At 71.4% G+C, this 25,494-nt stretch carries 21 protein-coding genes; 9 read left to right on the top strand and 12 right to left on the bottom strand.

Annotated features, from left to right (window positions below; genetic code table 11):
- Positions 1-7 precede the first annotated feature (7 nt).
- The 3 genes from ABZ896_RS34200 to panB all read right to left on the bottom strand — a co-directional run bounded on the left by ABZ896_RS34200 (position 8) and on the right by panB (position 2,860).
- Positions 8-823 (bottom strand): ABC transporter permease, encoded by an 816-nt coding sequence (locus ABZ896_RS34200; RefSeq protein ID WP_360937543.1) that lies wholly within the window; start codon positions 821-823, stop codon positions 8-10.
- A complete protein-coding gene (locus ABZ896_RS34195; protein ID WP_360937540.1) occupies positions 820-1,839 on the bottom strand; it encodes an ATP-binding cassette domain-containing protein in 1,020 nt (339 codons plus the stop codon). Before ABZ896_RS34195 ends, ABZ896_RS34200 begins: the two co-directional genes overlap by 4 nt.
- Positions 1,840-1,996: 157 nt before the next feature.
- Positions 1,997-2,860, bottom strand: coding sequence for a 3-methyl-2-oxobutanoate hydroxymethyltransferase (gene panB, locus ABZ896_RS34190; RefSeq protein WP_360937537.1), 864 nt, complete (start codon positions 2,858-2,860; stop codon positions 1,997-1,999).
- A 193-nt stretch (positions 2,861-3,053) separates the two neighbouring features.
- On the opposite strand from panB, the gene ABZ896_RS34185 reads away from it, so the two are divergent.
- The 6 genes from ABZ896_RS34185 to ABZ896_RS34160 all read left to right on the top strand — a co-directional run bounded on the left by ABZ896_RS34185 (position 3,054) and on the right by ABZ896_RS34160 (position 10,221).
- Entirely contained in the window at positions 3,054-4,640 is a 1,587-nt protein-coding gene (locus ABZ896_RS34185; RefSeq protein WP_360937534.1) for an MFS transporter, read from the top strand.
- 98 nt (positions 4,641-4,738) lie between these two features.
- Positions 4,739-5,371 carry a TetR/AcrR family transcriptional regulator gene (locus tag ABZ896_RS34180; protein ID WP_360937531.1) on the top strand — a complete coding sequence of 211 codons (633 nt, stop codon included), beginning with the start codon at positions 4,739-4,741 and terminating at the stop codon, positions 5,369-5,371.
- A gap of 309 nt (positions 5,372-5,680) precedes the next feature.
- Positions 5,681-6,730 carry an endonuclease/exonuclease/phosphatase family protein gene (locus ABZ896_RS34175; protein ID WP_360937528.1) on the top strand — a complete coding sequence of 350 codons (1,050 nt, stop codon included), beginning with the start codon at positions 5,681-5,683 and terminating at the stop codon, positions 6,728-6,730.
- A gap of 93 nt (positions 6,731-6,823) precedes the next feature.
- On the top strand, positions 6,824-8,044 hold the full coding sequence (locus tag ABZ896_RS34170) for an MFS transporter (protein ID WP_360937525.1): 1,221 nt from the start codon (positions 6,824-6,826) through the stop codon (positions 8,042-8,044).
- Between the two features lie 404 nt (positions 8,045-8,448).
- Complete coding sequence (locus tag ABZ896_RS34165) at positions 8,449-9,405, top strand: ATP-binding cassette domain-containing protein (RefSeq protein WP_360937523.1); 957 nt, start codon at positions 8,449-8,451, stop codon at positions 9,403-9,405.
- Between the two features lie 63 nt (positions 9,406-9,468).
- The gene (locus tag ABZ896_RS34160) at positions 9,469-10,221 is read left to right on the top strand and encodes an ABC transporter permease (RefSeq protein ID WP_360937572.1); all 753 of its coding nucleotides are present in this window, start codon (positions 9,469-9,471) and stop codon (positions 10,219-10,221) included.
- On the opposite strand, the gene ABZ896_RS34155 is transcribed toward ABZ896_RS34160, so the two are convergent.
- Positions 10,199-13,324: a BTAD domain-containing putative transcriptional regulator gene (locus tag ABZ896_RS34155; protein ID WP_360937521.1), complete on the bottom strand. Its 3,126-nt coding sequence runs from the start codon at positions 13,322-13,324 to the stop codon at positions 10,199-10,201. The two genes, ABZ896_RS34160 and ABZ896_RS34155, sit on opposite strands and share 23 nt — an antisense overlap.
- 65 nt (positions 13,325-13,389) lie before the next feature.
- Between ABZ896_RS34155 and ABZ896_RS34150 the strand changes: the two genes are divergently transcribed.
- The gene (locus tag ABZ896_RS34150; protein WP_360937519.1) at positions 13,390-14,229 is read left to right on the top strand and encodes a hypothetical protein; all 840 of its coding nucleotides are present in this window, start codon (positions 13,390-13,392) and stop codon (positions 14,227-14,229) included.
- Positions 14,230-14,238: 9 nt separating this feature from the next.
- On the opposite strand, the gene ABZ896_RS34145 is transcribed toward ABZ896_RS34150, so the two are convergent.
- The 4 genes from ABZ896_RS34145 to ABZ896_RS34130 form a co-directional block, all read right to left on the bottom strand.
- The gene (locus ABZ896_RS34145) at positions 14,239-16,275 is read right to left on the bottom strand and encodes an NAD(+) synthase (RefSeq protein WP_360937517.1); all 2,037 of its coding nucleotides are present in this window, start codon (positions 16,273-16,275) and stop codon (positions 14,239-14,241) included.
- A gap of 82 nt (positions 16,276-16,357) precedes the next feature.
- Positions 16,358-18,298 carry a S53 family peptidase gene (locus ABZ896_RS34140; protein ID WP_360937515.1) on the bottom strand — a complete coding sequence of 647 codons (1,941 nt, stop codon included), beginning with the start codon at positions 18,296-18,298 and terminating at the stop codon, positions 16,358-16,360.
- A 138-nt stretch (positions 18,299-18,436) separates the two neighbouring features.
- On the bottom strand, positions 18,437-19,039 hold the full coding sequence (locus ABZ896_RS34135; RefSeq protein ID WP_360937513.1) for a DUF305 domain-containing protein: 603 nt from the start codon (positions 19,037-19,039) through the stop codon (positions 18,437-18,439).
- An 11-nt stretch (positions 19,040-19,050) separates the two neighbouring features.
- Positions 19,051-19,713, bottom strand: coding sequence for a DUF3105 domain-containing protein (locus ABZ896_RS34130; RefSeq protein ID WP_360937511.1), 663 nt, complete (start codon positions 19,711-19,713; stop codon positions 19,051-19,053).
- A 281-nt stretch (positions 19,714-19,994) separates the two neighbouring features.
- Between ABZ896_RS34130 and glnA the strand changes: the two genes are divergently transcribed.
- The gene (gene glnA, locus ABZ896_RS34125; RefSeq protein WP_360937509.1) at positions 19,995-21,356 is read left to right on the top strand and encodes a type I glutamate--ammonia ligase; all 1,362 of its coding nucleotides are present in this window, start codon (positions 19,995-19,997) and stop codon (positions 21,354-21,356) included.
- Between the two features lie 53 nt (positions 21,357-21,409).
- Here the strand turns inward: glnA and ABZ896_RS34120 are convergent, their stop codons facing one another.
- From ABZ896_RS34120 to ABZ896_RS34105, 4 genes are read right to left on the bottom strand one after another with little or no spacing between them, the layout of a single operon-like run.
- Positions 21,410-21,820 (bottom strand): VOC family protein, encoded by a 411-nt coding sequence (locus ABZ896_RS34120; RefSeq protein WP_360937507.1) that lies wholly within the window; start codon positions 21,818-21,820, stop codon positions 21,410-21,412.
- A 14-nt stretch (positions 21,821-21,834) separates the two neighbouring features.
- Entirely contained in the window at positions 21,835-22,269 is a 435-nt protein-coding gene (locus ABZ896_RS34115) for a VOC family protein (protein WP_360937505.1), read from the bottom strand.
- Between the two features lie 40 nt (positions 22,270-22,309).
- A complete protein-coding gene (locus tag ABZ896_RS34110; RefSeq protein WP_360937503.1) occupies positions 22,310-22,822 on the bottom strand; it encodes a pyridoxamine 5'-phosphate oxidase family protein in 513 nt (170 codons plus the stop codon).
- On the bottom strand, positions 22,819-23,589 hold the full coding sequence (locus tag ABZ896_RS34105; protein WP_360937501.1) for a helix-turn-helix transcriptional regulator: 771 nt from the start codon (positions 23,587-23,589) through the stop codon (positions 22,819-22,821). The genes ABZ896_RS34110 and ABZ896_RS34105 overlap by 4 nt, the downstream gene beginning before the upstream one ends.
- A gap of 1,150 nt (positions 23,590-24,739) precedes the next feature.
- Here ABZ896_RS34105 and ABZ896_RS34100 point away from each other — a divergent pair.
- Positions 24,740-25,006: a hypothetical protein gene (locus ABZ896_RS34100; RefSeq protein WP_360937499.1), complete on the top strand. Its 267-nt coding sequence runs from the start codon at positions 24,740-24,742 to the stop codon at positions 25,004-25,006.
- Positions 25,007-25,494: the final 488 nt, after the last annotated feature.

The raw sequence follows: 25,494 nt of genomic DNA, 5'->3' as shown, positions 1-25,494 counted from the left end.
CCCGACGTCAGTTCTTGGTACGGAACTTGTGGATCGCGTACGGCGCCGCGACCGCCGTGATGGCGGCCGACCAGCCGAGCGTCACCCACAGGTCGTGCGCGACCGGACCTCCCACCATCAGGCCACGGGCCGCGTCGGCGAGCGTGGACAGCGGGTTGTAGTCGGTGAAGTGCTGGAGCCAGCCCGGCATGGAGTTCGTCGGCGCGAAGATCGACGAGCCGAACTGCAGCGGGAACAGCACCAGGAAGCCCATCGCCTGCACGGACTGCGCGCTCTTCATGACCACGCCCAGCGTGATGAACACCCACATGATCGACGAGGCGAACACGGTGGCCAGTGCCACCGTCGCGAACAGACCGGGCCAGTTGGTGATGTCGAATCCGACCAGGACGGCGACGAGCATCAGTACGGCGGTGGCGAACAGCATGCGCATCACCTCCACCGCGATCTTCGCGAACAGCACCGAGCCGCGCCCGATCGGCAGCGACCGGAACCGGTCCATGACACCGGAGTTGAAGTCCTGGCTGAAGCCGGTGCCGACGCCCTGGGACAGCGTCATGCTCATCATCGCGATCATGCCGGGGATGACGTACTGCACGTACTGGTCCTGGCCGCCGCCCAGCGACTGCCCGATCGAGCCGCCGAAGACGAACACGAATAGCAGTGTGAAGATCACCGGCATCAGGATCGCGTCGGCCATCGACTCCGGGTCCTGGCGGATCCACAGCAGGTTGCGGCGGATCAGGGCGCCGGTGTGGCGCAGATGGCCGCGGAGCGGGATCCGGGCGTCGACGGCCGTGGGCGCGGTGGTGGCGGCGCTCATACGGCGACCTCCTCGAAGGTGGGCGTGGCGTCCTGCGGGGCACTGGCGCGGTGGCCGGTGAGGGACAGGAACACCTCGTCCAGGCTGGGCAGTTCGGTGGTGATGGAGGAGAGGGTGACCCCTCGGGCGGTGACCGCGCCGACCACGGCGGTCAGCTGCTCGTCGCTGAGGACCGGGACCAGGACGGAGCCGCCGTCGACGTCCACGGTGGTGCCCGCGAGGCCGGTGATGCCGAGCTCGTCGATCCAGCCGGCGAGCGGCCGCAGCTGCATCGGGTCGACGGGCCGTACGCGCAGGGAGCGGCCGCCGACCTTCGCCTTCAGCTCCTCGATGGCGCCCTCGGCGATGACCTTGCCGTGGTCGACGACGGTCAGTTCGGAGGCGAGCTGCTCGGCCTCCTCCATGTACTGGGTGGTCAGCAGGACGGTGACGCCGTCGCCGACCATGCGCTTGACCTCGTCCCACACCTCGTTGCGGGTGCGGGGGTCCAGGCCGGTGGTGGGCTCGTCCAGGAAGAGCACCTGGGGGCTGCCAATCATGGAGGCGGCGAGGTCGAGCCGGCGCCGCATACCTCCGGAGTAGGTGCTCGCCGGGCGCTTCGCGGCGTCCGTCAGCGAGAACCGCTCCAGCAGCTCGTCGGCCCGGGCGCGGGCCTCCTTGCGGGGCAGGTCGAGGAGCCGCCCGATCATGTAGAGGTTCTCCCAGCCGGGGAGCTTCTCGTCCACGGAGGCGTACTGGCCGGTCAGCCCGATCACCCGGCGCAGCTGCCGGGGCTGCCGTACGACGTCGTAGCCGGCGACGGTCGCCTGCCCGGAGTCAGGGTTCAGCAGGGTGGACAGGATGCGGACGAGGGTGGTCTTGCCGGCCCCGTTCGGCCCGAGCACACCCCTCACGGTGCCCTCGCGCACGTCCAGGTCGACACCGTCGAGTGCCCTGGTCTCGCCGTAGTGCTTGACCAGCCCCCGCACGGACACGGCGGAGTTCCCGCCCTTGGGGTTCTTGTCGATTCGCGTCATGCCGAGAACGGTGCCAGCGCCCACCGACAAACCGCCTACAGGTCGCCGACAGCCGCCTACAGCCCACCGACAGCCCCGCGGACACGGAACGCCCCGCCGACGGGGGAAGATCGGCGGGGCGCTGTGGTGCCGCTGTGGCTCAAGTGGGCCGGAGGAGCTAGTGGACGGAGTGCTCCTCCTGCGGGAACGTCCCGCCGACGACGTCCTCCGCGAACGCCTTCGCCGCGCCGGACATGACCGCGCGCAGGTCGGCGTACTGCTTGACGAACTTCGGCACCCGGCCGCCGGTCAGACCGAGCATGTCGGTCCAGACGAGGACCTGCGCGTCGGTCTCCGGACCCGCGCCGATGCCGACCGTCGGGATGTGCAGGACCCGGGTGACCTCGGCGGCGAGTTCCGCCGGGACCAGCTCCAGGACGACCGCGAAGGCGCCCGCGTCCTGGACGGCCTTGGCGTCGCGCAGCAGCTGCTGGGCCGCCTCCTCGCCGCGGCCCTGGACGCGGTAGCCCATGGCGTTGACGGACTGCGGGGTCAGGCCGATGTGCGCCATGACCGGGATGCCGGACTCGACCAGGAGCCGGATCTGTTCGTGGGAGCGCTCGCCGCCCTCCAGCTTCACGGCGCCGACCCCGGCCTCCTTGACCAGCCGGGTCGCCGAGCGCAGCGCCTGCACCGGGCCCTCCTGGTAGGAGCCGAAGGGCAGGTCGCCGACGATCAGGGCGCGCGAGGTGCCCCGTACGACGGCCGCCGACAGCATGGTCATCTCGTCGAGCGTGACGGGCACGGTGGACTCGTACCCGAGGTGGCAGTTGCCCGCCGAGTCGCCGACCAGCATCACCGGGATGCCGGCCTCGTCGAAGACGGACGCGGTCATCGCGTCGTAGGCGGTGAGCATGGGCCACTTCTCGCCCCGCTCCTTGGCGAGGGCGATGTCCCGGACAGTGATACGGCGGGTGCCCTTGCCTCCGTACAGCGCCTTGCTGCCGTCGGAGGTGTTCTGGGCAGCCGAGAGCTGCGTCATGGGAACGGCTCCTTACGTCATCTCGAGGCACCCTGACGGTGTCCCCGGACCACGTCCATGGTGGCACCTCGGGTCGGGGAGGGCCAGGGGTGGTCGGTGTGAGGCGTCCGGCACCGCGTCCGGCACGTAAGGTCTCGGCAAAGACTTACGATACGAGACGGTGCCGTATCGTAATGGGGCTACGCTCGGACCCATGACTACCGCAGTCCCTGAATCCCGGATCCCCGAGGCCGTGCACCGGCGCCGCTGGGCGATCCTCGGCGCGCTGATGCTGAGCCTGCTGATCGTGGTGCTCGACAACTCCATCCTGAACGTCGCGATCAAGACGATCTCGACCCCCGCCCCCACCGGGCTGGGCGCCACCCAGAGCGAGCTGGAGTGGGCGATCAACGCCTACACCCTGGTCTTCGCCGGGCTCCTGTTCACCGCGGGACTGCTCGGCGACCGGCTCGGCCGCAAGAAGGTCCTGCTCGGCGGCCTGCTCGTGTTCGGCATCGGCTCCGCGCTCGCGGCCTCCTCCGGCTCCCCGGGCCAGCTGATCGCCTTCCGTGCCCTGATGGGCCTCGGCGCCGCCTTCGTCATGCCGGCCACCCTCGCCGTCCTCATGAACGTCTTCGAGCGCGAGGAGCAGCCCAAGGCCATCGGCATCTGGGCGGGCGGCGTCGGACTCGCCATCGCCATCGGCCCGATCACCGGCGGAGTGCTCCTGGACCACTTCTGGTGGGGCTCGGTCTTCCTCATCAACGTACCGATCGTGATCCTCGCCCTCGGCCTGATGCTCTGGCTGGTCCCCGACTCCCGCGACCCGCGGCCCGGCCGCGTCGACCCCGTCGGCGTGGTGCTCTCCGTCATCGGCCTCGTCCTGCTGGTCTACGGCATCATCAAGGGCGGCGAGCTGGCCGACTTCACGGACGCCACCGTGCTCGCCACCATCGGCGCCGGTCTCGCCGTGCTCGTCGCCTTCGTGGTCTTCGAGAAGCGCAGCGACCACCCGTCCCTGGACGTCACCTACTTCAAGAACAAGGTGTTCTCGGCCGCCATGGCCGCGATCGCGCTGACCTTCTTCGCGCTGATGGGCGTGACCTTCTTCTCGGTCTTCTACACCCAGAGCGTGCGCGGCTACTCGCCGCTGCAGACCGGTCTGCTGATGCTGCCGCTGGCCGCAGCCCAGCTGATCTTCGCGCCGCGCGCCCGGCTGGTCGTCGACCGGTTCGGCAACAAGGCCACCACGACCGGCGGGATGGTGCTCATCGCCGCGATGCTGGCCGCGTTCGCCACGCTGGACCGGGACACTCCGATCTGGCTCCTGGAAGTGATCTTCTTCCTCATGGGCACCGGCATGGCGCACATCATGACGCCGACCAGCGTCGTCATCATGCAGGCGCTGCCACGCGAGAAGGCCGGCTCCGCGTCCGCCCTCAGCAACACCTTCCGGCAGGTCGGCGGCGCGCTCGGCATCGCGGTGCTCGGCTCGGTGCTCTCCGCCGCCTACCGCAGCGGCATCGACGGCAAGCTCGGCCTGGTCCCGGCGAACCTCCGCGACACCGCGGGCGAGTCCATCGAGGCCACCCTCGGCATCGCCGCGAAGCTCGGCCCGCGCGGGGAGTCCCTGATCGGACCGGCCAACGACGCCTTCCTGCACGCGATGCACGTCACCGCCCTGTGCGGCGCGGGCGTGGCCGTCGTGGGCGCCGTCGTGGTCGCGCTGTTCCTGCCGGGGCGCCCGACCGAGCCTCAGCCGGGGCGCGAGGAGCAGGAGTTGGTGGCGGCCGGGGAGTAGCGGGCGAGGTGCGGGCGGGGGCGCCGAGCGGACGCCGGCGCCCGGCATCGCCGTAGAACGGGGAGAATCGCCTCAGCCCACAGAGAGGACCGAGTGACGTGAGCGGGCTCGCCGAGAGTCAGACCGGGCAGCTGGGCCCCGCGCGGGGGCGGCCGCGCAGTGAGGCCGTGGAGCGGGCCATCATCGAGGCGGTCATCAAGCTGCTGGAGGAGGGCGTGCCGCTCGCGGAGCTGTCCATCGAACGCATCGCGCGGACCGCGGGCGTGGGCAAGGCCACGATCTACCGGCGGTGGAACGGCAAGGAGGAGCTGTTCGTCGACGTCGTGCGCACCGCCGAGCCGCCGGACCCCGAACTGCCCGGCACCTCGATGCGCGACGATCTCGTGGCGCTGCTGGAGCAGTTGCGCCAGCGCGGGCTGATGACGCGTTCCTCCGCGCTGCTGCACAGCGTGTTCGCGCAGATGAAGAGCAGCCCGAAGGTCTGGGAGGCCTACCACGCGATCGTCGTCACGCCCCGACGCCGGAAGCAGATCGCCATCCTGCGCCGGGGGCAGGAGAACGGCGAGCTGCGCACGGACGTCGACATCAACCTCATCAACGACCTGATCGTCGGCCCCATGCTCTTCCGCACCATCATGCAGCCCGACGCCGCCCTCCCCGAGGGCCTGTCCGAACAGATCGTCGACAGCGTGCTCGAAGGACTACGGCCCGTCAGTTCACGCACCCCGTAGCAGCCGTGTGCGGGTTTCGTCACAGAGCGCGCTTTCCGCCACCACAATCAGGAACCCGCCAGGGCGACTTGTGCGTCCTCGCCCCCGTACGGCCGTCATGCGACGGCGGGAAGTAAGCCGATCATCCCCTAGGGTCTAGGGGGCGTCCGGCACATGCCCGTCTGCTCCGCGACGCCCGGCGCCTTGCGATCGCACGCACCGGACGCCGTGGAGCCCGCCCTCCGGGCGGACGACGGGAATGTGCCGGACACCCCCCATCGAGGGCAGTACGGGGACGACGGTGTGTACGGCAGGTAGTGAGGCGACGGTATGGCGCAGCAGGCATACGTGACGGAGACGGCGGACGGTGGCTCGGGACCCGAGCGCCGGGGAGACCGGTTCCGGAGCCTGCTGGGCAGACTGGTGTCCGGCTGGCGCGGTGACCCGCGCATCTGGCGCCGCGGCATCATTCTCGCGGCGATCGCGCTGCTGCTCGCCCTGTTCATGCTGCTGCACGCGCAGATCCCGAACCGGATCGGCAACCTCGGCAGCCTGACCGAGACCTTCCTGCCCTGGTTCGGTCTGCTCGTGCCGGTGCTGCTGGTGCTCGGCCTCCTCCGGAAGTCCGCGACCGCGCTGATCGCGGTGCTGGTCCCGACCGCCGTCTGGCTGAACCTCTTCAGCGGGCTGCTGACCGACAAGACCGGCACCGGCGGCGACCTCATGGTCGTCACCCACAACGTCAACGCCGAGAACCCCGACCCCGCCGGCACCGCCCGGGACGTCGCCGCCTCCGGCGCGGACGTGGTGGCCCTGGAGGAGCTGACGGCCACGGCGGTGCCGGTCTACGAGCAGACGCTGGAGACGACGTACAAGTACCACGCGGTCGAGGGCACGGTCGGCCTGTGGAGCAAGTACCCGCTGAGCGCGGTGAAGCCGGTCGACATCAAGCTGGGCTGGACCCGCGCGATGCGCGCCACGGTCGCCGCCCCGGACGGCCAGGTCGCGGTCTACGTCGCCCACCTGCCCTCCGTACGGGTGAAGTTGAAAGCAGGGTTCACAGCCCGCGAGCGTGACAAGAGCGCCAACGCGCTCGGCGAGGCCATCGCCGACGAGAAGCTGCCCCGCAAGATCCTCCTCGGCGACCTGAACGGCACCATGAACGACCGCGCCCTGAACGCGGTCACCTCCCAGATGCGCTCCCTGCAGGGCGCGGCGGGCAGCGGCTTCGGCTTCAGCTGGCCGGCGTCGTTCCCGATGGCCCGCATCGACCAGATCATGGTCCAGGGCATCGACCCGGTCAGCGCGTGGACGCTCCCCGAGACCGGCAGCGACCATCTCCCGGTGGCCGCCCGTGTGAACCTCGACACGTCCTCGTAACCCCTGGGAAGCCTGCGGCGGAGATGTTTGTTCCGTAACTGAACATAAGCTGGTACGGAACTCCGCTCTCGCTCTGAAAGGCACGTCCCCTTCATGCCTCTGGCCCTGCTCGCACTGGCCGTCGGCGCCTTCGGTCTCGGCACCACCGAATTCGTGATGATGGGCCTGCTGCCCGACGTCGCCGACGACCTGCACCTCTCCATCCCCACCGCCGGTCACCTGGTCTCCGCCTACGCGCTGGGCGTGGTGGTCGGCGCCCCGCTGCTCGCCGCGGTCACCGCCCGGATGTCCCGCCGGAAGGTCCTCATCGGCCTGATGGCACTGTTCGTGGTCGGCAACGCGCTCTCCGCCCTCGCCCCCGGCGAGTACACCCTGCTCGCGGCCCGCTTCCTCAGCGGTCTGCCGCACGGCGCCTTCTTCGGCGTCGGCGCGGTCGTCGCGACCGGCATGGTCGCCCCCGAGCGCAAGGCCCGCTCGGTGTCGCTGATGTTCCTCGGCCTGACCCTCGCCAACATCGCGGGCGTGCCCGTCGCCACCCTCATGGGCCAGCACCTGGGCTGGCGGGCCACCTTCCTCGGCGTCAGCACGATCGGCCTGGCGGCGATGGCGGCCCTGGCCCTGCTGATCCCGCACGACCACGCCCACGCGCCCGCCGTCGGCCTGCGCCGCGAGCTGGTCGCGCTGAGGTCGGTCCCGGTCTGGCTGGCCCTCGGCACCACGGTCGCCGGCTTCGGCGCGCTCTTCGCCGCGTACAGCTACATCACGCCGATGCTCACCGACGCGGCCGGCTACGCCGACTCCAGCGTCACCCTGCTGCTCGCGCTGTTCGGCGTGGGCGCGACCGTGGGGAACCTGGTGGGCGGACGCCTCGCGGACCACTCGCTCCGGGGCACGCTCTTCGGCGGCCTGACCTCCCTGATCGTCGTCCTCGGTCTCTTCCCCCTGCTGATGAGCGCGCAGTGGAGCGCGGCCGCCGCGGTCGTCCTCCTCGGCACGGCGGCCTTCGTCACCGGCTCCCCGCTCCAGCTGATGGTCATGGAGAAGGCGTCCGCCGCCCCCTCCCTGGCCTCCTCCGCCAACCAGGCCGCCTTCAACCTGGCCAACGCCGGCGGCGCCTGGATCGGCGGCCTCGCCCTCGCCGCGGGCTTGGGCACGACCTCCCCGGCGCTCGCGGGAACGGCCCTCGCGGTGCTGGGCCTCGGCGTCGCGGGGTTCGCGGCCGCGGTGGACCGGCGGCGGGCGGTGGTCCCTGCCGGGCGCGAGCGGGTGGTGGCCTCGTATGTGCCGGAGCGGGTCGGGGCGGGGCGCCACTGAGTGGTTGTACGACGAGGAGGGGCGCTCGGGGGTTGCCGGGCGCCCCTTGCTGGTGTGCGGGTGCTTGCGGGGTGCCGTGCCCCTTGAAGGTGCGGATGCGATCGGGGGCGGTTTTTGCGGTGCGCATGCGGTCGCGGGGATGCTCATTCCCGGTGCCGGGGCGCTTGGCCGGTGCCCAAGTGCTTGCGGGGGCGGTCCCCGGCGGTCCCCTCCGGCGTCCGAGTGCTCGTGCCCGGCGCTCCAGAGTGCCTGGCCGGTGTGTTGAAGGCTTGACCCCGGCGCTTTCGGTCGGTGTGCTGAAGCCCTTGCCCCGGCGCTGTCGCCCAGTGCGCCGAAACCTCCGCCCCGCCCCCTGAAACCGTCCTGAAGCCGTCCTGAATCCCCGGCCCCGCAAGCTCTGCCGCATGACGACAACCGACCGGCCACTCGCCATCGCGGCCACCGGGCTGCGCAAGGCCCACGGCGACAAGACCGTCCTCGATGGGATCGACTTCCGGGTGCCCGCGGGCACCGTGTTCTCCCTGCTCGGCCCGAACGGAGCGGGCAAGACCACCGCGGTGAACATCCTCTCCACGCTGATCCGGGCCGACGCAGGTCAGGCGTCGATCGCCGGGCACGACCTGGTCGCCGAGGCGCAGGCGGTGCGGGCGGCGATCGGGGTGACCGGGCAGTTCTCCGCGGTGGACGGGCTGATCACGGGTGAGGAGAACATGCTGTTGATGGCGGATCTGCATCACCTGTCCCGGGCCGAGGGGAAGCGGGTGTCCGCCCAACTGCTGGAGCGTTTCGACCTGGTGGAGGCGGCGAAGAAGCCCGCGTCGACCTACTCGGGGGGTATGAAGCGGCGGCTCGACATCGCGATGACGTTGGTGGGCGGTCCGCGGATCATCTTCCTGGACGAGCCGACGACCGGTCTCGACCCGCGTTCGCGTCACAACATGTGGGGGATCATTCGGGAGTTGGTGACCGACGGGGTGACCGTCTTCCTGACCACGCAGTATCTGGAGGAGGCGGACGAACTCGCCGACCGGATCGCGGTGTTGAACAACGGCGGGATCGTCGCCGAGGGCAGTGCCGAGGAGTTGAAGCGACTCGTCCCCGGCGGACACGTACGCCTTCGCTTCTCCGATCCCCACGCGTACGAGCGCGCGGCGGCGGCCCTGCGCGAGACCACCCGCGACGACGACGCCCTCACGCTCCAGATCCCCAGCGACGGCAGCCAGCGCGAGCTGCGCGCGGTCCTGGACTGGCTGGACGCGGCCGGTGTGGAGGCCGACGAACTCTCCGTGCACACCCCCGACCTCGACGACGTGTTCTTCGCCCTGACCGGATCGAACCAGCCCGCGGAGGCCCTGCGATGAGCACCCCCCCTGGCTCCCGCCCGCCCGACCCGGATCTCCCTCGCCGTGCGCGACTCGTCCACGATGCTGCGGCGCAACCTCCTGCACGCCCGCCGCTACCCGTCCATGACCCTGAACCTGCTGTTGACACCGGTCGTGCTGTTGCTGCTGTTCGTCTACATCTTCGGCGACACGATGAGCGCGGGCATGGGGGAGGGCGCGGACCGCTCCGCGTACATCGCCTACCTCGTGCCCGGCCTGCTGCTGATGACCGTCGGCTCCACCACGATCGGCACCGCGGTGTCCGTGTCCATGGACATGCCCGAGGGCATCATGGCCCGCTTCCGCACGATGGCCATCCACCGCGGCTCCGTGCTGGTCGGACACGTCGTGGGCAGCGTCCTGCAGTGCGTGATCAGCGTGGCGCTCGTCGGCGCCGTCGCGGTGGCCATCGGCTTCCGCTCCCACGACGCGACCGTCCTGGAGTGGGTCGCCGCGTTCGGCCTGATGATGCTCTTCGCTCTCGCGCTGACCTGGCTCGCGGTCGGCATGGGGCTGGTCGGACCCAACCCCGAGGCGGCCAGCAACAACGCGATGCCGCTGATCTTCCTGCCGTTGATCTCCAGCGCCTTCGTCCCCGTCGACGCGATGCCGGGCTGGTTCCGGCCGATCGCCGAGTACCAGCCCTTCACCCCGGCCAACGAGACCCTGCGCGGCCTCCTTCTCGGCACGGAGATCGGCAACAACGGCTGGTTCGCCCTCGGTTGGTGCCTCGGCCTGACCGTGCTGGGCTATCTGTGGTCCAAGTCCCGCTTCAACCGTGAGCCGAGGCACTGAGCTCCCGCAGCGCCGCCGCCCGCAGCTCCTCCCGCCCCAGGGCGGCGTACGCCGACCTCGCCTCGGCGTACGCAGCCCTGTCGGCGCGCTCCGCGGCCTGCCGGGCGCGGGCCGAGGACAGGGTGGGGAACTCCCGTACCACCGGCATCCGTTCGGCAAGTGCCAGCAGGCGTACGGCCGTTCGGTCACCCCGGGCGACCCCGGCGAGGCCGAGGGCGAGCAGGACCGTGCCGTAGACCGGGAGTTCGACCGGAGCCCGCTCCCCGTGGGCGCCGGACAGCATCCCGAGGAGCCGTTCCCGCAGCTCCTCGGCGAGGTGGGCCACCGGCTCCGGGCGGCCGTGGTGGGCGTGGGCGGCCAGGGCGACCGACTTCAGCTCCAGCCACCAGGAGTCGACGAACGGATCCTCGCCCTGGAGCGGCCGGTCCTCTCCCATCCGCTCCAACGCCCGCCGCCACAGCCCGAGTCCGAGTTCGGTCAGCCCCCGGGCCAGCGCGATCTCGGCCCGGGCGCCCAGCGCGGGGGAGTAGAACTCCGAGGGCTCGGCGCGCCGTTCGTGCGCGGCCTGTCCCAGCCAGTGCTCGGCCTCGTCGACCTCCCCGCGCTGGAGGCAGGCCAGCACCAGCCCCCAGCGCACGCCGAGCGTGTCCCACCACTCGCCGTACGCGTCCAGCGCGGCGAGACAGGCGCGCAGATGGCCGTACGCCTCCTCGCCCCGCTCGGACTGGAGGCACAGGTCGCTGATCCGCCCGTGGGTGAGCAGCAGGACGGCGGGGTTGCCGACCTGCCCCAGTGTGTCGGCCATCCTGCGGGCGCAGTCCAGCGCGCGCCCGGTGTCGTGCTCGGACTCCCACACGTAGCTGGCGACGCAGTTGGCGACGCCTGCCAGCAACGGCTCGTCGGCGTCGCAGAGTTGGTGCAGACGGGAGTACTCGGGCGGGCGGATGTCCGGCACCGCGCACAGCACGACCGACAGGGCGCGCACCATCGTGTCCGGCGGGGCGGGCGGGAGCCTGCGCAGGGTGGCCAACTGGCGTACGGCGTGCGGGCCGTAGCCCATGAAGAGGCTCGCCGCGCAGGTCGCCGCCGCGGTCCGGGCCGGCTCCAGATCCTCGGGCCCGGGGCGGAAGTGGGAGAGCGGACCTGCCGTGTCGGCGGCCAGGGCGGCGAGCCGCGCGTAGTTGGTGTCGGTGGCCCACAGACAGGACAGAACGGCGGTGAGGACCGCGGTAGTTGGCCCGTCGGCTCGGGCCAGCGCGTACCGCAGGGCCAGGACGAGGTTGTCCTGCTCGGCCCGGATCCGCACCCAGGCGGGCATGGGGTCGTCGCCGAACAGCACGTCGTGGCGGGCCCGGCCGAACTCCCGTGCCCAGGCGAGGAACCGGCCGTCCACCGCCTCCTGTTCACCCGCCTCCGCCCGCCGGGCCGCGCCGAACTCCCGCAGCGTCTCCAGCATCCGGAAGCGCACTCCGGACGGGCCCTCCTCCACCTTCAGGAGGGACTGGTCGGCGAGCTGCTCCAGCAGGGCCAGCGCGTCCCCGGTGTCGCCGATCATGTACTCAGCCGCGTCCCCGGCGAACCCGCCCGGGAAGACGGACAGGGCGCGCAGGGCCGAACGGCCGTCGTCCTCAAGGAGGTTCCAGCTCCACTCGACGACCGCCCGCAGTGTGCGGTGCCGCTCGGGCGCGTCCCGGGCGCCGCCGCTGAGCAGCGCGAAACGGTCCCGCAGCCGCCGCGAGATGTCGGCCACCGACAGCACCCGCACCCGGGCCGCGGCCAGCTCCACGGCCAACGGCAGCCCGTCCAAGTGACGGCAGATCTCCGCCACTCGGCCCTCCGGCAACTCCACCCCGGGCCGGGCCGCCCGCGCCCGCTGCCCGAACAGCTCGACGGAGGTGGCCAGGGACAGCTCCGGCAGCGCGTACACCGCCTCCGAGGTCAGCCCCAACGGTGCCCGGCTCGTGGCCAGCACCCTGAGCTCCTTCGACCGCGACACCAGCGCTCGTACGAGATCGGCGGCGCCGGCGAGCACCTGCTCGCAGTTGTCCAGCACCAGCAGCGCGGGCCCCGGCCCCAGCGCGGCGACGACACCGCCCACCACGTCCCCGCTGCCGGCGAACTGCCGCCCGTCCCCGCCGCCGACCGCCGAGGCCACCTCGCCGGCCACGTCCGCGTCGGCGGTGACACCGGCCAGGGCGACGAAGTGCACCGCCGGCTGCTCGGCCGAGCGGCTCACCGCGTGGGCGAGCCGGGTCTTGCCGAGCCCGCCGGGCCTGACGACCGTCACCACCCGGGAGGTGCGCAGCTGCCCGGCCACGGCCGCGATGTCCGTGTCCCGCCCCAGCAGCGGGTTCGGCTCGTGCGGCACACCGTGCCGGACCGGCGCGGTGTCCGCGCGCAACAGCTCCTGGTACACCGCCTTGAGCGCGGGCCCCGGGTCGGTGCCCAGCTCGTCCCGCAGCTCGCGCCGGTAGGTGTCGTACCGGATCAGGGCGGCGGCTCTGCCCTCGCAGCGCAGCAGCTCCGCCAGCACCTCCTCGTCACGCGGCAGTTCGAGCGCCACCTCGGCCAACGGCGCCGCGGCCTCCGCCGTACGCCCCGTGCGCGCGAGCGCGAGCGCCCGGGCCCGCACCAGCGACCGGTACACCGGCAGCCGTGCCGTCCGCAGGATCACGACGGGATCGTCCGACTCCTCGCACCGGGGGCCCCGGGGGTCGCCGTCCCACAGCGCGAGCCCCGCCTCGGCCCGCTCCAGCGCGCCCGCGTGATCCCCGGCCCGCGCCCGCCCGGCACTCTCCGCCGCGCGCAGGAGCAGCGCGGAACTGTCGACCTGTTCCTCGCCAAGCGCCAGCCGGTACCCGGTCGGCGTACTGACCACCAGCTCGGCGCCGTACAGCGCCCGCAACCGGGACACGAGCACCTGCACGGCCTTGCCGGGCCGCTCCGGCCGCCCGTCCGGCCACAACCCCGCCACCAGCCGCCCGGTACCGCACCCGCCCCGCGACTCCTCGGCGAGCAACGCCAGCAGCCCCCGCAGCCGGGGTGCGGTGACCTCCCGCCCCCGGACGGCGACATGGGACAACAGGGTCAGCTCGATGGTCACGCCGGAAGCCTAGCGAGACCGACAACTCCCGCCGGTCTCACAGGCGTCAGGGTTAGCCTGACGCCATGCCCGACGCCCCCGAAGCCGTGCCCGGAGCCATGCCCGAGGCCCCCGAAGGTGCCGCCCCCGACCTGCACCGCCTCTCACCCCGCGACGAGTCCCGCGTGGCCCTCGCCCTCACGCTCCGCCAGCTCGCCGACGCCGTCCTGGACGCGGTACCGGTCGAGCCGGACCCCGCCCCCGGCGACCTCCTCCGCACGGCCCTGCGGCTGCAGCGCCGGGTCGAGGACGTGGTGCGCGAGGCGGTGGTCGCGGAGCGTGAACGCGGCACGACCTGGTACCAGATCGGCGAGGCCGCCGGGATCACCCGCCAGTCCGCCCACGAGCGCTGGTACGCCGACGTCCACGCCTGGGCGGCCACGGGCCGCAGCGCCCTCCCACCGCACCTGAGGACCCTGGAGGTCGCGGAGGAGGCCGACACCCGCCATGCCCGTCTGCGCCCCGACCACCCCCACGCGGTCACCTCGGGCCTGGACGCGGTCCGCTTCCCGGGCTCCCACGCGTACGAGGCGAGCCTGCGGGCGAGGGGAGCGGCGCTGCACCTGCGGCGCACGGAACTGGACGCGAGGGCCACGCGCCTCAACGAGGAGTACGGAACCCTGCACGCCCAGGGCCCGACCACCGGCCCCTTGGACATCGAGGCCCACAGCGGCCATGCGAAGGCGGTCCGTGCGAACCGCGAGGCGATAGCGGCCGTACACGAGGAAATGGCCGACATCTTCGACCAAATGGCTACAGCAGAACCCTCATTGGCAGAGGAACACCGCACCCTGTCCGACTGGCACCGCAACGCGGGGGAGCAGGCGCGGGGATACGCGGATCTTCTGAACGGAGGGCCGGGATAGACAACTCCCTCAGTCAAACCGCTCCAGATCCCGCAACCAAGCCCTCGCCGACCCGTCCGAAGGCGCCCTCCAGTCCCCCCGAGGCGACAACGAACCCCCCGCCGACACCTTCGGCCCATTCGGCATCGCCGACCGCTTGAACTGGGCGAACGCGAAGAACCGTCGGCAGAACACCTCCAGCCACTGCCGGATCACCGGCAGGTCGTAGGCGACCCGCTTCTCCTCGGGGAACCCCGGCGGCCACGCCCCGCCCGACACGTCGTGCCACGCGTGCCACGCCAGGAACCCGATCTTCGACGGCCGGAATCCGTACCGCAGCACATGGAACAGCGTGAAGTCGTGCAGCGCGTACGGCCCGATCTTCGACTCCGTCGACTGCATCTCCTCACCCGGCACCAGCTCGGGACTGATCTCCGTGTCGAGGATCGCGGAGAGGATCTTCCCGGTCTCGTCGTCGAACTGCCCGCTGCTGATCACCCACCGGATCAGATGCTGCATCAGCGTCTTCGGCACCCCGGAGTTGACGTTGTAGTGACTCATCTGGTCACCCACGCCGTACGTCGACCACCCGAGCGCCAGTTCCGAGAGGTCACCCGTGCCGAGCACGATCCCACCGCGCTGGTTGGCGAACCGGAACAGGTAGTCCGTCCGCAACCCCGCCTGCACGTTCTCGAAGGTCACGTCGTACACCGGCTCACCGGCGGCGAAGGGATGCCCCATCTCCTGGAGCATCAGCCGCGCGGTCGGCGTGATGTCGAGTTCCGCCGCGGTCACCCCGAGAGACCGCATCAGCGCATGCGCGTTCGACTTCGTGTGGTCGCTCGTCGCGAACCCCGGCAGCGTCCACGCGAGGATGTCGCTGCGCGGCCGCCCCGCCCGGTCCATCGCGCGCGCCGCGACGATCAGCGCGTGCGTGGAGTCCAGCCCGCCGGACACCCCGATGACGACCTTGGGCCCGCCGATCGCCGCGAGCCGCTGCTGAAGGCCCGCGACCTGGATGTTGTACGCCTCGAAGCAGTCCAGCGCGAGCCGCTCCGCGTCGGCCGGCACGAACGGGAACCGCTCGACGCGCCGCTTGAGCCCCAGGTCGGACAGGGGCGGTTCGAGCTGGAAGCCGACCGTCCGGAAGTCACCCGTCCGCGCCCCGTGCGTACGCCGGTTGTCGTCGAACGTGCCCATACGCAGCCGCTCCTGGCGCAGCAGATCGAGGTCCACGTCGGCCACCGCGTACTCGTCGCCCGCGGGGAACCGCTCGGTCTCGGCGAGCAGCACGCCGTTCTCGTAGACCATCGCCTGGCCGTCCCAGGACAGGTCGGTGGTCGACTCGCCGAGTCCGGCGGCCGCGTAGACGTACGCGGCGAGGCAGCGGGAGGACGCCGAGCGGCACAGCAGCTTGCGGTCCTCGGCGCGCCCTACGGTGATCGGGCTGCCGGAGAGGTTGACCAGCATGGTCGCCCCGGCGAGCGTGGCCTCGGCGCTGGGCGGCACCGGCACCCACATGTCCTCGCAGATCTCCGCGTGCAGGACCAGTCCGGGGACGTCCTCGGCCGCGAACAACAGGTCCACGCCGAAGGGCACGTCCGAGCCGTCCACGCGGATGGTCCCGCCGCGCTCGTCGGCGCCGTCGCCGATCTGCCGGCGCTCGTAGAACTCGCGGTAGTAGGGCGGGTACGACTTCGGTACGACCCCGAGGACCCGGCCGTGGTGCACGATCACCGCGCAGTTGTAGACGCGGTTGCGGTGGCGCAGGGGGGCGCCGACGACGAGGACCGGCAGCAGGTCGGCGGAGCCCGCGACAACCTCGTACAACGCCGTCTCGACCTCGTCGAGCAGCGCGTCCTGGAGGAGCAGGTCCTCGATGGAGTAGCCGCACAGCCCCAGTTCCGGGAAGACCGCGACCGCGACCCCCTCCTCGGCGCAGCGGCGCGCGTGGCGCAGGACCGCCGCGGCGTTGGCGGGCGGGTCGGCGATGACGGTGTGACCCGTACACGCGGCGACGCGCGCGAACCCGTGCTGATAGATGGACCAGAAGTTCGAGGCAGGCACGGGATCAGTGTAATCGTCAGAGCGACACGATGGGGTGGCGCAAGGTGTCGGACACCTCACGCCACCCCCTCACGCACAGGGTTTACCGCCGGCCGTACGACTGCACGTAGCCGTTCGCGGGCGTGCCCACGCCGGTGACGTCGTCGTAGCCCTTGACCGCGGACAGCGAGCTGTCCTTGCCGAGGGAGCGGACCGAGGTGATCAGACCGTCGGTCGCGTCATAGCCGTTGACGAAGTCCACGCGCGCCTCCGCCAGGCCGGAGCCGGTCGGGTTGTCGGTCACGTCGTGGTACGCCTTCGAGCCGTACTTCGCGTAGATCAGCGGGTTGGCGAAGCCGATCGCCTTGCCGCCACGCGCCTCGGAGGCGAGCGCCTGGACGGCCGCGATCACCGGCGCGGCGAGCGAGGTGCCGCCGATGCGGTACTCGTCGTAGCCCAGCGTCCCGTCCGGGAGGGTCTGCGTCTGGCCGATCAGGAACCCGGTGTTGGGGTCCGCGACCGCCGAGATGTCCGGGACGACGCGGTTGCCGGTGGCGCTGTTGGCCTGGGCGAGCGCGTCCGGGACGACACCCTTCTGGTAGCCGGGCTCGGCGACCGTCTTGCTGGTACCGCCGCCCGCGCCGGAGGTGAAGGCGCCCGGGAAGTTCGTCCAGCTCTTGCCGTCGGCCGACAGGACCGCCTTCTCGGTGCCCCAGCCGGTCTCCCACTGGTACGTGTCGTTCTTGCCGACCGCCAGCGAGGTACCGCCGACCGCCGTCACCCAGGCGGAGTTGGCCGGGGTGTCGACCTGCTTCGTCCCGGTGTTGGCGACCTCGTCGCCGTTGTCGCCGGAGGAGAAGTAGAAGCCGATGCCCTCGACCGCGCCGAACTGGAACACCTGGTCGTAGGCGGCCGCGATGTCCGGCGTCTCGTTGGCCTCGATGTCGCCCCACGAGTTGGAGACGATGTCGGCGAGGTGGTTGTCGACGATCTTGCCGAGCGCGTCCAGCAGGTCGTCGTCCATGCAGGAGGCGGCGCCGACGTAGGTGACGTCCGCGGCGGGCGCGACCGCGTGCACGGCCTCGACGTCGAGGGTCTCCTCGCCGTACCAGCCGGCGGCGCCGCAGTCGTCGGTGTTGGTGTAGTTCTTCGGCAGCACCTGGTGCAGCTGGCCGGTCGCCCACTTGGCGTCGCCGTGCCTGGACGCGTAGGTCTGCGCGTCGTAGGCGATGTACGGCGAGGCGTACGCGTCGGTGATGGCGACCTTGACGCCCTTGCCGGTGTACTTGCCCGCGCCGTAGGCGGCACGCAGCTGCTTGCCGGTGTAGCCCTGGATCGCGTACGGGATCTTCGAGCCGTACGCGGAGGGCAGGGTGCTCGCGGTGTTCGAGCCGTAGTACGAGGAGAACGGGCCGGCGTTGCGGAACACGGTCTCCGGCGGCGGCAGCGTGTCGTCGTGGGTCGCCTTGTGCGGGGCGTTGTCCAGGCCGGTCACGGTCAGGACGGCGCCCTGGAGGCTCTCCGGCACCGTGGCCGTGGTCGCCGGCGCGTGGTACGTCTTGGCGCCCTTGGCGTAGTTGTGCAGCTGGGTGCCGAACGCCTTCTCGGCGGCGGACACGTCACCGCTGACGGCGACGTAGTGCTGGGTCACGGACGTGACCTTCAGACCGGACGCCGTCAGCCACGACTTGACCGCGGCCACCTGGGCCTCGGTCGCGCCGTACCGGGCCTTGGCCTGCGCGGCGCTCAGGTACTTGCCGTAGAGCGGCGAGCTCGGGTCCGAGACGGCCTGCGCGTAGGCGGCGAGGCCGGTCGCGTCCTTGCCGGCGAGGTAGACCCGGAGGGAGACCTGGGAGCCGTTCGAGGTCGATCCCTTGTCCGCCTTGGCCGTGGCCCACGCCGGCTTGGTGCCCTTGAGCGTGTCCCGGCTCGGGTTGTCCGCGGCGTGGGCCGCGGGTATACCGAGCGCCAGCGCGCCCGCGAGCATGGGCAGTGTCGCCGCCATGCTCACGCCGGCGCGCACCTTGGCGCGGTTGGATCTCATGGAACCCCCTGTGCGGTTCGTCGCGAGTGATCACTCGATGGCCGTCACTCTGTCGACGAACCGTTCACGCAAGGGGAATGCTCACACCAAGAGGAGCCCAATTAAGCTAATGGGAAGGCCATTTGAAGGGATAACCCTCTATGGTCGAGCTTTTGCGCCGCGCTCCTTCAACAGGCCCGCCATCAGGTCGATCTCCGACTGCTGCGCGTCGACCATCCCCTGCGCCAGCCGCTTCTCGACGCCGACCGTGCACTTCTCCACACAGCCCTCGGCCATGTGGATGCCGCCCTTGTGATGGTCCGTCATCAGCTGGAGGTAGAAGACCTCGGCCTGCTTGCCGCTCAGCGTGTTCAGCTTCTTCAACTCGTCGTTCGTCGCCATGCCCGGCATCAGCGAACCGTCCCCGGCGGAGGGCGCGTCGCCCATGCCCATCCAGGTCATCGGCGGCTTCGACGACACCTTCGGCAGCCCCCACAGATCCAGCCAGCCCAGCAGCATGCCGCGCTGGTTGGCCTGCGTCTGGGCGATGTCGTAGGCGAGGCGCCGGATCTCCTCGTCCTTCGTGCGGTCGCGCACGATGTACGACATCTCGACGGCCTGCTGGTGGTGCACGGCCATGTCCCGGGCGAACCCGGCGTCCGCGGAGTCCGCGGTGGGGGTGTCGGCCGAGCCGCCGTCCTCGGCGACCGCGTAGGTGATCGCGCCGGCCGCGACGAGCACGCCCGCGACCGCCACGGCCACGCCCGCGGACCTCACTGCGACAGACCGTTCGTGCACGCCGCGCCCGGCTCGGGCGTCTGCTCGCCCTGCACGAACTTCTCGAAGAACTTGTCGACGTTCGGGTCGGTGGCGCTCGTCACCGTGCGCTGGTGCCCCCAGGCCGAGAGCATGATCGGGTCCTTCTGCTTGTCGTCCGGGCTCATCAGCGTGTACGGCGTCTTCTTGACCTTCGCCGCGAGCGCGTCCACGTCCGCCTTCGACGCCTTGCTCGTGTACGTCACCCAGACGGCGCCGTGCTCCAGGGAGTGCACGGCGTTCATGTTGTTCACCGCCTTGGCGTAGACGTCGCCGTTGCAGTTCATCCACACCTGGTTGTGGTCCCCGCCGACCGGGGGCTCCATCGGGTACGTCACCGTCTTGGCGACGTGGGTGCGGCCCAGGGTGCCCTTCCAGGTCTTCACCCCGTCCGAGCCGGTCACGAAGTGCCCCGCCCCCTTGGAGTCGGCCGCCGTGCTCGAGTCGTCGGACTGCGACTGCACCAAGACGACGGTGCCGGCGACGAGACCGGCGACGGCCACCATACTGGCGGCGATGATCGCGATCCGGTTGCGGCGCTCACGTGCCTGTTCGGCGCGGCGCATCTCCTCTATGCGCGCCTTGCGGGCCGTGCTGGTGCTCTTGTTGGCGGAACCCATGAGGTGTGTCCTTCTGGGGGAAAGGGGCCGATTGACGGGACGGGCGGTGCACTGATCGTAGTGGGAGCCGGCCGGGCATTACGTATGTCAGTCCGAGCAGGCAAGATGGGCGGCAGAGCAGTACACCCGCCGGACGTGAGGCGTTCACCCCGAGGACGGCCGGACGATCATGGTCGGCAACGCGCATGAAATGGTGTTGTGGTGTGATGCTCAGGTGCCCGACCGCCTCCTGCGGGACAGGGAGACAGGCGGCCTGACCAGCAAGGATGGGGAAGTCGACAATGGACAAGCAGCAGGAGTTCGTGCTCCGGACCCTGGAGGAGCGCGACATCCGGTTCGTACGCCTGTGGTTCACGGACGTGCTGGGCTTCCTCAAGTCCGTCGCCGTGGCCCCGGCGGAGCTGGAACAGGCCTTCGACGAGGGCATCGGCTTCGACGGCTCGGCGATCGAGGGATTCGCCCGCGTATACGAATCCGACATGATCGCCAAGCCGGACCCGTCGACCTTCCAGGTGCTGCCGTGGCGCGCCGAGGCCCCCGGCACGGCCCGGATGTTCTGCGACATCCTGATGCCGGACGGCTCCCCGTCCTTCGCGGACCCGCGCTACGTCCTCAAGCGCGCGCTGGCCCGCACCTCCGACCTGGGCTTCACCTTCTACACCCACCCGGAGATCGAGTTCTTCCTGCTGAAGGACCGCCCGCTGGACGGCTCGCGGCCGACCCCGGCCGACAACTCCGGCTACTTCGACCACACCCCGCAGAACATCGGCATGGACTTCCGCCGCCAGGCGATCACCATGCTGGAGTCGATGGGCATCTCGGTCGAGTTCTCCCACCACGAGGGCGCGCCGGGCCAGCAGGAGATCGACCTGCGCTACGCCGACGCGCTCTCGACGGCCGACAACATCATGACGTTCCGCCTGGTCATGAAGCAGGTGGCGCTGGAGCAGGGCGTCCAGGCGACGTTCATGCCGAAGCCGTTCTCGGAGCACCCCGGCTCGGGCATGCACACCCACCTCTCGCTCTTCGAGGGCGACCGCAACGCCTTCTACGAGTCGGGCGCGGAGTTCCAGCTCTCCAAGGTGGGCCGCTCCTTCATCGCGGGCCTGCTCAAGCACTCCGCGGAGATCTCCGCCGTCACCAACCAGTGGGTCAACTCCTACAAGCGCATCTGGGGCGGCTCCGAGCGCACGGCGGGCGCCGGCGGCGAGGCCCCCTCGTACATCTGCTGGGGCCACAACAACCGCTCGGCCCTGGTCCGCGTCCCGATGTACAAGCCCGGCAAGACGGGCTCGGCGAGGATCGAGGTCCGCTCGATCGACTCCGGCGCCAACCCGTACCTGGCCTACGCGGTCCTGCTGGCCGCGGGCCTCAAGGGCATCGAGGAGGGCTACGAGCTCCCGCCGGGCGCCGAGGACGACGTCTGGGCCCTCTCCGACGCGGAGCGCCGCGCGATGGGCATCGAGCCACTCCCCCAGAACCTGGGCGAAGCCCTCACCCTGATGGAACGCAGCGACCTGGTCGCGGAGACCCTCGGCGAACACGTCTTCGACTTCTTCCTGCGCAACAAGCGGCAGGAGTGGGAGGAGTACCGGTCGGAGGTCACGGCCTTCGAACTGCGGAAGAACTTGCCGGTGCTGTAGGACTCCGTACGCCCCGCGCCCCGATGCTCTTCGGGGTGCGGGGCGTACGCGTGTCACGGAGTCGGTTCGCCGATGCCCAGCAGGTTGCCCTCGCTGTCCTGGAACCAGGCGGCGCGTTCGCCGCGGTAGCCCTTGGTCGGGTAGTTGCCGTCGATGTCCGCGATGCCGTTCTTCGTCGTGAGGCCGGGGACGTCGACCTCCTCGAAGACCACGCCCCGGGCCCGCAGCTCCGCCACGGTCTCCTCGATGTCGTCGACCACCCATCCCATCTGGGTGAAGGAACCGGGGGAGGCGCCCGTCGAGGCGAACAGGGCGAACTCCGTGCCGCCGCAGCGGTACAGCAGCCCGCCCGGCCGTTCGTCGACGGGGTCGAGGCCGAGGACCTCGGAGTAGAAGCGCCGGGCCCGCTCCAGGTCCTGGGCGGGGAGCCTGGTCGCGACGGTTCCCCTGGCCAGCTGGTTCACGGAGGCACCCCCTGTCACTGCCCGGCCTGGTCCGCCAGGACCTTGTGCAGTGGCTCCGACTCCCGGCGCTTGTACTCCTGGATCGCCCAGCCGTTGCCGTCCGGGTCCTTGAAGTACATGAAGGTGGCGCCGTCCTGGGGCGCGAACTGGACCGGTTCGCTGACGTCCAGACCGCGGGAGGTCAGCTCCTCGTACGCCGCCTTCGCGTCCGTGACGCACAGCTGCATGCCGTGGTACGTGCCGGGCTGCGGGGCGCCCGTGGGGACCTGGAGGCCGTCGACCAGGGCGATCGAACAGCCCGAGCCCGGCGGGGTCAGCTGGCAGATGCGGACGCCCTCCATGACCTCGCCGTCGAGGTCCACGTGGAAGCCGACCTTGTCGCGGTAGAACTCCTTGGCCCGGTCCACGTCCGTGACCGGCAGCAGGATCACTTCGAGGCTCATGTCCATGGCGTGACTCCCTCGTCGACGTCAGTAGGTACGGCCGCCCTCAGAAGCGCCAGCGCGTCTGGCTGAACGGCTGTCCCTTACCGAAGCCGAAAACCGTGCGCGGCGCCACCGCGAAAACGGCCGCGCGTCCCGGACCGTGGTGGAAATACCCCTCCCGTACCTCGAAGCGCCAGAACTCGCCGTACTTCGCCTCCCACGCGGCGGCCAGCTCCTTGAGCCTCGCCGCGTCGGACACCCGCACCGCCTCGCCCTCCAGCACCAGGTCGTAGCCCCGGTCCCAGATGTTGGTGCCGGTGGTCAGGGTGACGTACGCGTTGTGCGCGAGGTTCTTCGCCTTGCGCTCCTCGGGCCCGGTGCAGAAGTGCAGCGCGCCGTGTGCCCACACCGCGGGCAGCGGGGTGACGTGCGGGCGTCCGTCCGGTCGTACCGTCGAGATCCAGAACAGCTCGGCGGCGGCCAGCAGCGATTCGGCGTCCGCCCACGGCGTCGCCTCGGCCTCCGCCTCGCTGTAGCGCGGATCCAGCCGGGTCTCGGGTTCCCGGCCCGTCGTCACAGCGACTCCGGCTCGGGGAAGACCCGGGCCACCGCGGCCGTTCGACTGGACACGCCCAGCCGTTCGAAGGTGTTCTCCAGGTGCTTGCGGACCGTGCTCGGGGAGACCGAGAGCTGTTCGGCGATCTGGGGGGTGCTCAGGCCGCGGGACACACAGCGCAGTACGTCCAGCTGGCGGTGGGTGAGCCGGACCGGCGGGCGGCGCCGGCGCTCGGCCTGCTTGTAGAGGTCGTACACATGCGGGGCCATCAGCCGCAGCGTGAGCATCTCCCGCTCGCCGAACGGCCGCGCGCCCGTGCGGAAGAACTGGAAGACGCGGGTGCGGTTCGGGGCGGTGGGCAGGGCGATGGACGCGATGGTGGGGTGCGGGGCGAGGAACTCCGTGTAGATCGGCAGGTGGCGCAGCTCGCGCGCGGAGAGGAAGTCCGCCATCTGCGTCGTCTCGGGGATGTCGTGCGTGCGGCAGACCTGCACGCACTGGAGGTGCTGGTGGCGCCAGCGCCAGTACGCGTCCATGTCGTAGTCGTCCTCCTCGTCGTCGCTCTCCTGGGAGTTGAGCGCTCTCCTGGTCGGGATGTCCAGCTCGGAGAAGCTCGCACAGTCGCACGGGACGAGACGCTGGAGCCCCGGCAGCAGGGACGCAGGGGGCACTGCGCCGCCGCTCGCGAGATCCTGCCGGGCCTCGTCCAGGACGTCCGCCATGCGGCGCAGGAGGGTGTCGGCGGAGGGGCGGGGCGCGGGCCGGGGTGAGGTGCGGGGCGGGGTCATGTCGGCCTCCCGGGGCCGATTCGGTGCGTACTCCGACGCTACGCCCTGGCCCCGCACCCCACCTGGTATTCGCCGAATGACGAATGGGCCCCGGAGCCGAGGGGGTGCACTGCCGAGCCAGACGGCCACCCGGGCCGCCGGAACCACCCCCTTCGGGAGGCACCGATGCGCGCACCCACGGCCGTCGTCCTGGTTGTAGCCCTGCTGGCCACGGGGTGCGATGCGGTCGCGGGGCAGGGGTGGGGGTCGGGGCGGGAGCGGAGGGCACGGCGAGAGCGCGGCGGATGGCGGGAGCGCCGGGCGGGCTGGAGGCTCGGGGCCGGCCGGGGGTTCGGAGCGGGCCGGGGGTTCGGGGCAGGACGGCGGCCCGGAGCAGGGCGGGGGCTCGGAGTCGGGCGGAGGAGCCGGGTTTTCGTCCGTCCGGTTCACGCTGGACTCCTACGGTGACATCCACGTCTCCGGCGCTTCTCGTACGGCGGTCAGCCGGGCCGGGACCTATGCGGTGACCGGCGGTCGCGCGTACCCGTTCGAGCCGGCCGGGTGCAAGCTGCTGGTGGTGCTACGGCACTGGCCCGAGCGGCCGCCCTCGAACTGGGTGGTTCCGCAGCTGCACCGTTCCGAGGAGCGGGCCTCCCGCGGGCCTTCCCACCGGCTGCCACCGCCGGAGGAACCCGCACTCGAGACGGCATACCTCGTCGACACCGGAGGCTGGGCGCTCGCCGAACTGGACGGGCATCCCTTGCGGTGGCTGCACGACGACACGCTCCGGGTGGATGCGACGAGGGGCGCGCCAGGAGAGAGGGTCATCCTCCGGCTGTCCAGGCCGCGCGGGGGTCGGGCTGGGCAGGCTGAGGGGCCGGGGGAGGGCGGCGGTGGGTCTGGACAGCCTGAGGGGGCGGGGGAGGCGGAAGCGCCGGGGGAGAGTGGCGGTGGGTCCGGGCAGTCGGAGGGGGCGGGAGAGGTCAGCGGTGGGTCTGGGCAGGCGGAGGGGGCGGGGGAGAGCGGCAGCGGGTCCGGACAGCCGGAGGGGTCGGGGGAGAGTGACAGCGGGTCCGCGCAGCCACAGGTGCCTGGGGAGGGCGAGGGACGGGCTGGGGAGCCGGGGGTGGTGTGGGAGAGGGACCGGGCGTGTGCCGGTGTCGATCGCTCGGTGCCCCGGCGTGTGACCGTCCCGGAGTTCCGGCCGGGTGACACCGTCACGGCCGTCCTCGCCCGTCTGCGCGAGCGGTGTCTCGACGTCCAGTACGTCTCCCTGCCCGGCGGCGCGCCCCGAGGCACGGTCAGCCGAGTCGAGATCCCCCTCGCCGCCCGAAACGCCCCGACGGCCACACTCCCACCCCCGGACGGCACCCCCACACCGGGCACCCACCTGACGACGGACCTGTCCCGCCCGGTGACGGTGGTGGTGACCCGCTGATCCGGGGGCCAGGTTGCTTCGGGCTGCCGGGGCCACCGCACCATCCCGGGCCTGCACCATCCCGGGGCCGCGCCATCCGGGGTCCCCACCATCCCGGGTCCGCACCATCCCGGGTCTGCACCATCCCGGGTCCGCGCCCGCCCAAAACCGCGCCCGCCCCCGCCTCAACCGCGCCCGCCCCCGCCTCAACCGCGCCCGCCCCCGCCCGCGCCCCACGGGCTCAGCTGTGGGGAGATTGGTGCGAATGTCCAGGCCACGAGCGGTACCGACGGCGTGTCGCCGGGAATTCCGCACCAATCCCCACCCGCACCCGCCCAACTCCGGCCCGCCGCGAACTTGCGCATCGCCCACCCCCGGCCCGCCCTCGCCCACCCCGGCGCGCCCCGCACCTGCGCCTCGCCCACCCCCGGCCTGCTACGCCCACCCCTGACCCGCTATCCCCCCCCGCACCCGCCCCGCCCCCCCGCACCCCGCCCCCCCGCACCCAC

Source organism: Streptomyces sp. NPDC047072, assembly GCF_040643855.1.
GTDB lineage: Bacteria > Actinomycetota > Actinomycetes > Streptomycetales > Streptomycetaceae > Streptomyces.
The sequence above is the reverse complement of the archived record's forward strand: the minus strand, read 5'-3'. Positions and strand labels throughout refer to the sequence as shown.

What these genes read in the sequence shown, in the direction of transcription:
- ABZ896_RS34200 (WP_360937543.1), bottom strand. Translation starts at nt 823, where the DNA reads ATGAGCGCCGCCACCACCGCGCCCACGGCCGTCGACGCCCGGATCCCG.
- ABZ896_RS34195 (WP_360937540.1), bottom strand. Translation starts at nt 1,839, where the DNA reads ATGACGCGAATCGACAAGAACCCCAAGGGCGGGAACTCCGCCGTGTCC.
- panB (WP_360937537.1), bottom strand. Translation starts at nt 2,860, where the DNA reads ATGACGCAGCTCTCGGCTGCCCAGAACACCTCCGACGGCAGCAAGGCG.
- ABZ896_RS34185 (WP_360937534.1), top strand. Translation starts at nt 3,054, where the DNA reads ATGACTACCGCAGTCCCTGAATCCCGGATCCCCGAGGCCGTGCACCGG.
- ABZ896_RS34175 (WP_360937528.1), top strand. Translation starts at nt 5,681, where the DNA reads ATGGCGCAGCAGGCATACGTGACGGAGACGGCGGACGGTGGCTCGGGA.
- ABZ896_RS34170 (WP_360937525.1), top strand. Translation starts at nt 6,824, where the DNA reads ATGCCTCTGGCCCTGCTCGCACTGGCCGTCGGCGCCTTCGGTCTCGGC.
- ABZ896_RS34165 (WP_360937523.1), top strand. Translation starts at nt 8,449, where the DNA reads ATGACGACAACCGACCGGCCACTCGCCATCGCGGCCACCGGGCTGCGC.
- ABZ896_RS34160 (WP_360937572.1), top strand. Translation starts at nt 9,469, where the DNA reads ATGCTGCGGCGCAACCTCCTGCACGCCCGCCGCTACCCGTCCATGACC.
- ABZ896_RS34150 (WP_360937519.1), top strand. Translation starts at nt 13,390, where the DNA reads ATGCCCGACGCCCCCGAAGCCGTGCCCGGAGCCATGCCCGAGGCCCCC.
- ABZ896_RS34140 (WP_360937515.1), bottom strand. Translation starts at nt 18,298, where the DNA reads ATGAGATCCAACCGCGCCAAGGTGCGCGCCGGCGTGAGCATGGCGGCG.
- ABZ896_RS34130 (WP_360937511.1), bottom strand. Translation starts at nt 19,713, where the DNA reads ATGGGTTCCGCCAACAAGAGCACCAGCACGGCCCGCAAGGCGCGCATA.
- glnA (WP_360937509.1), top strand. Translation starts at nt 19,995, where the DNA reads ATGGACAAGCAGCAGGAGTTCGTGCTCCGGACCCTGGAGGAGCGCGAC.
- ABZ896_RS34115 (WP_360937505.1), bottom strand. Translation starts at nt 22,269, where the DNA reads ATGGACATGAGCCTCGAAGTGATCCTGCTGCCGGTCACGGACGTGGAC.
- ABZ896_RS34105 (WP_360937501.1), bottom strand. Translation starts at nt 23,589, where the DNA reads ATGACCCCGCCCCGCACCTCACCCCGGCCCGCGCCCCGCCCCTCCGCC.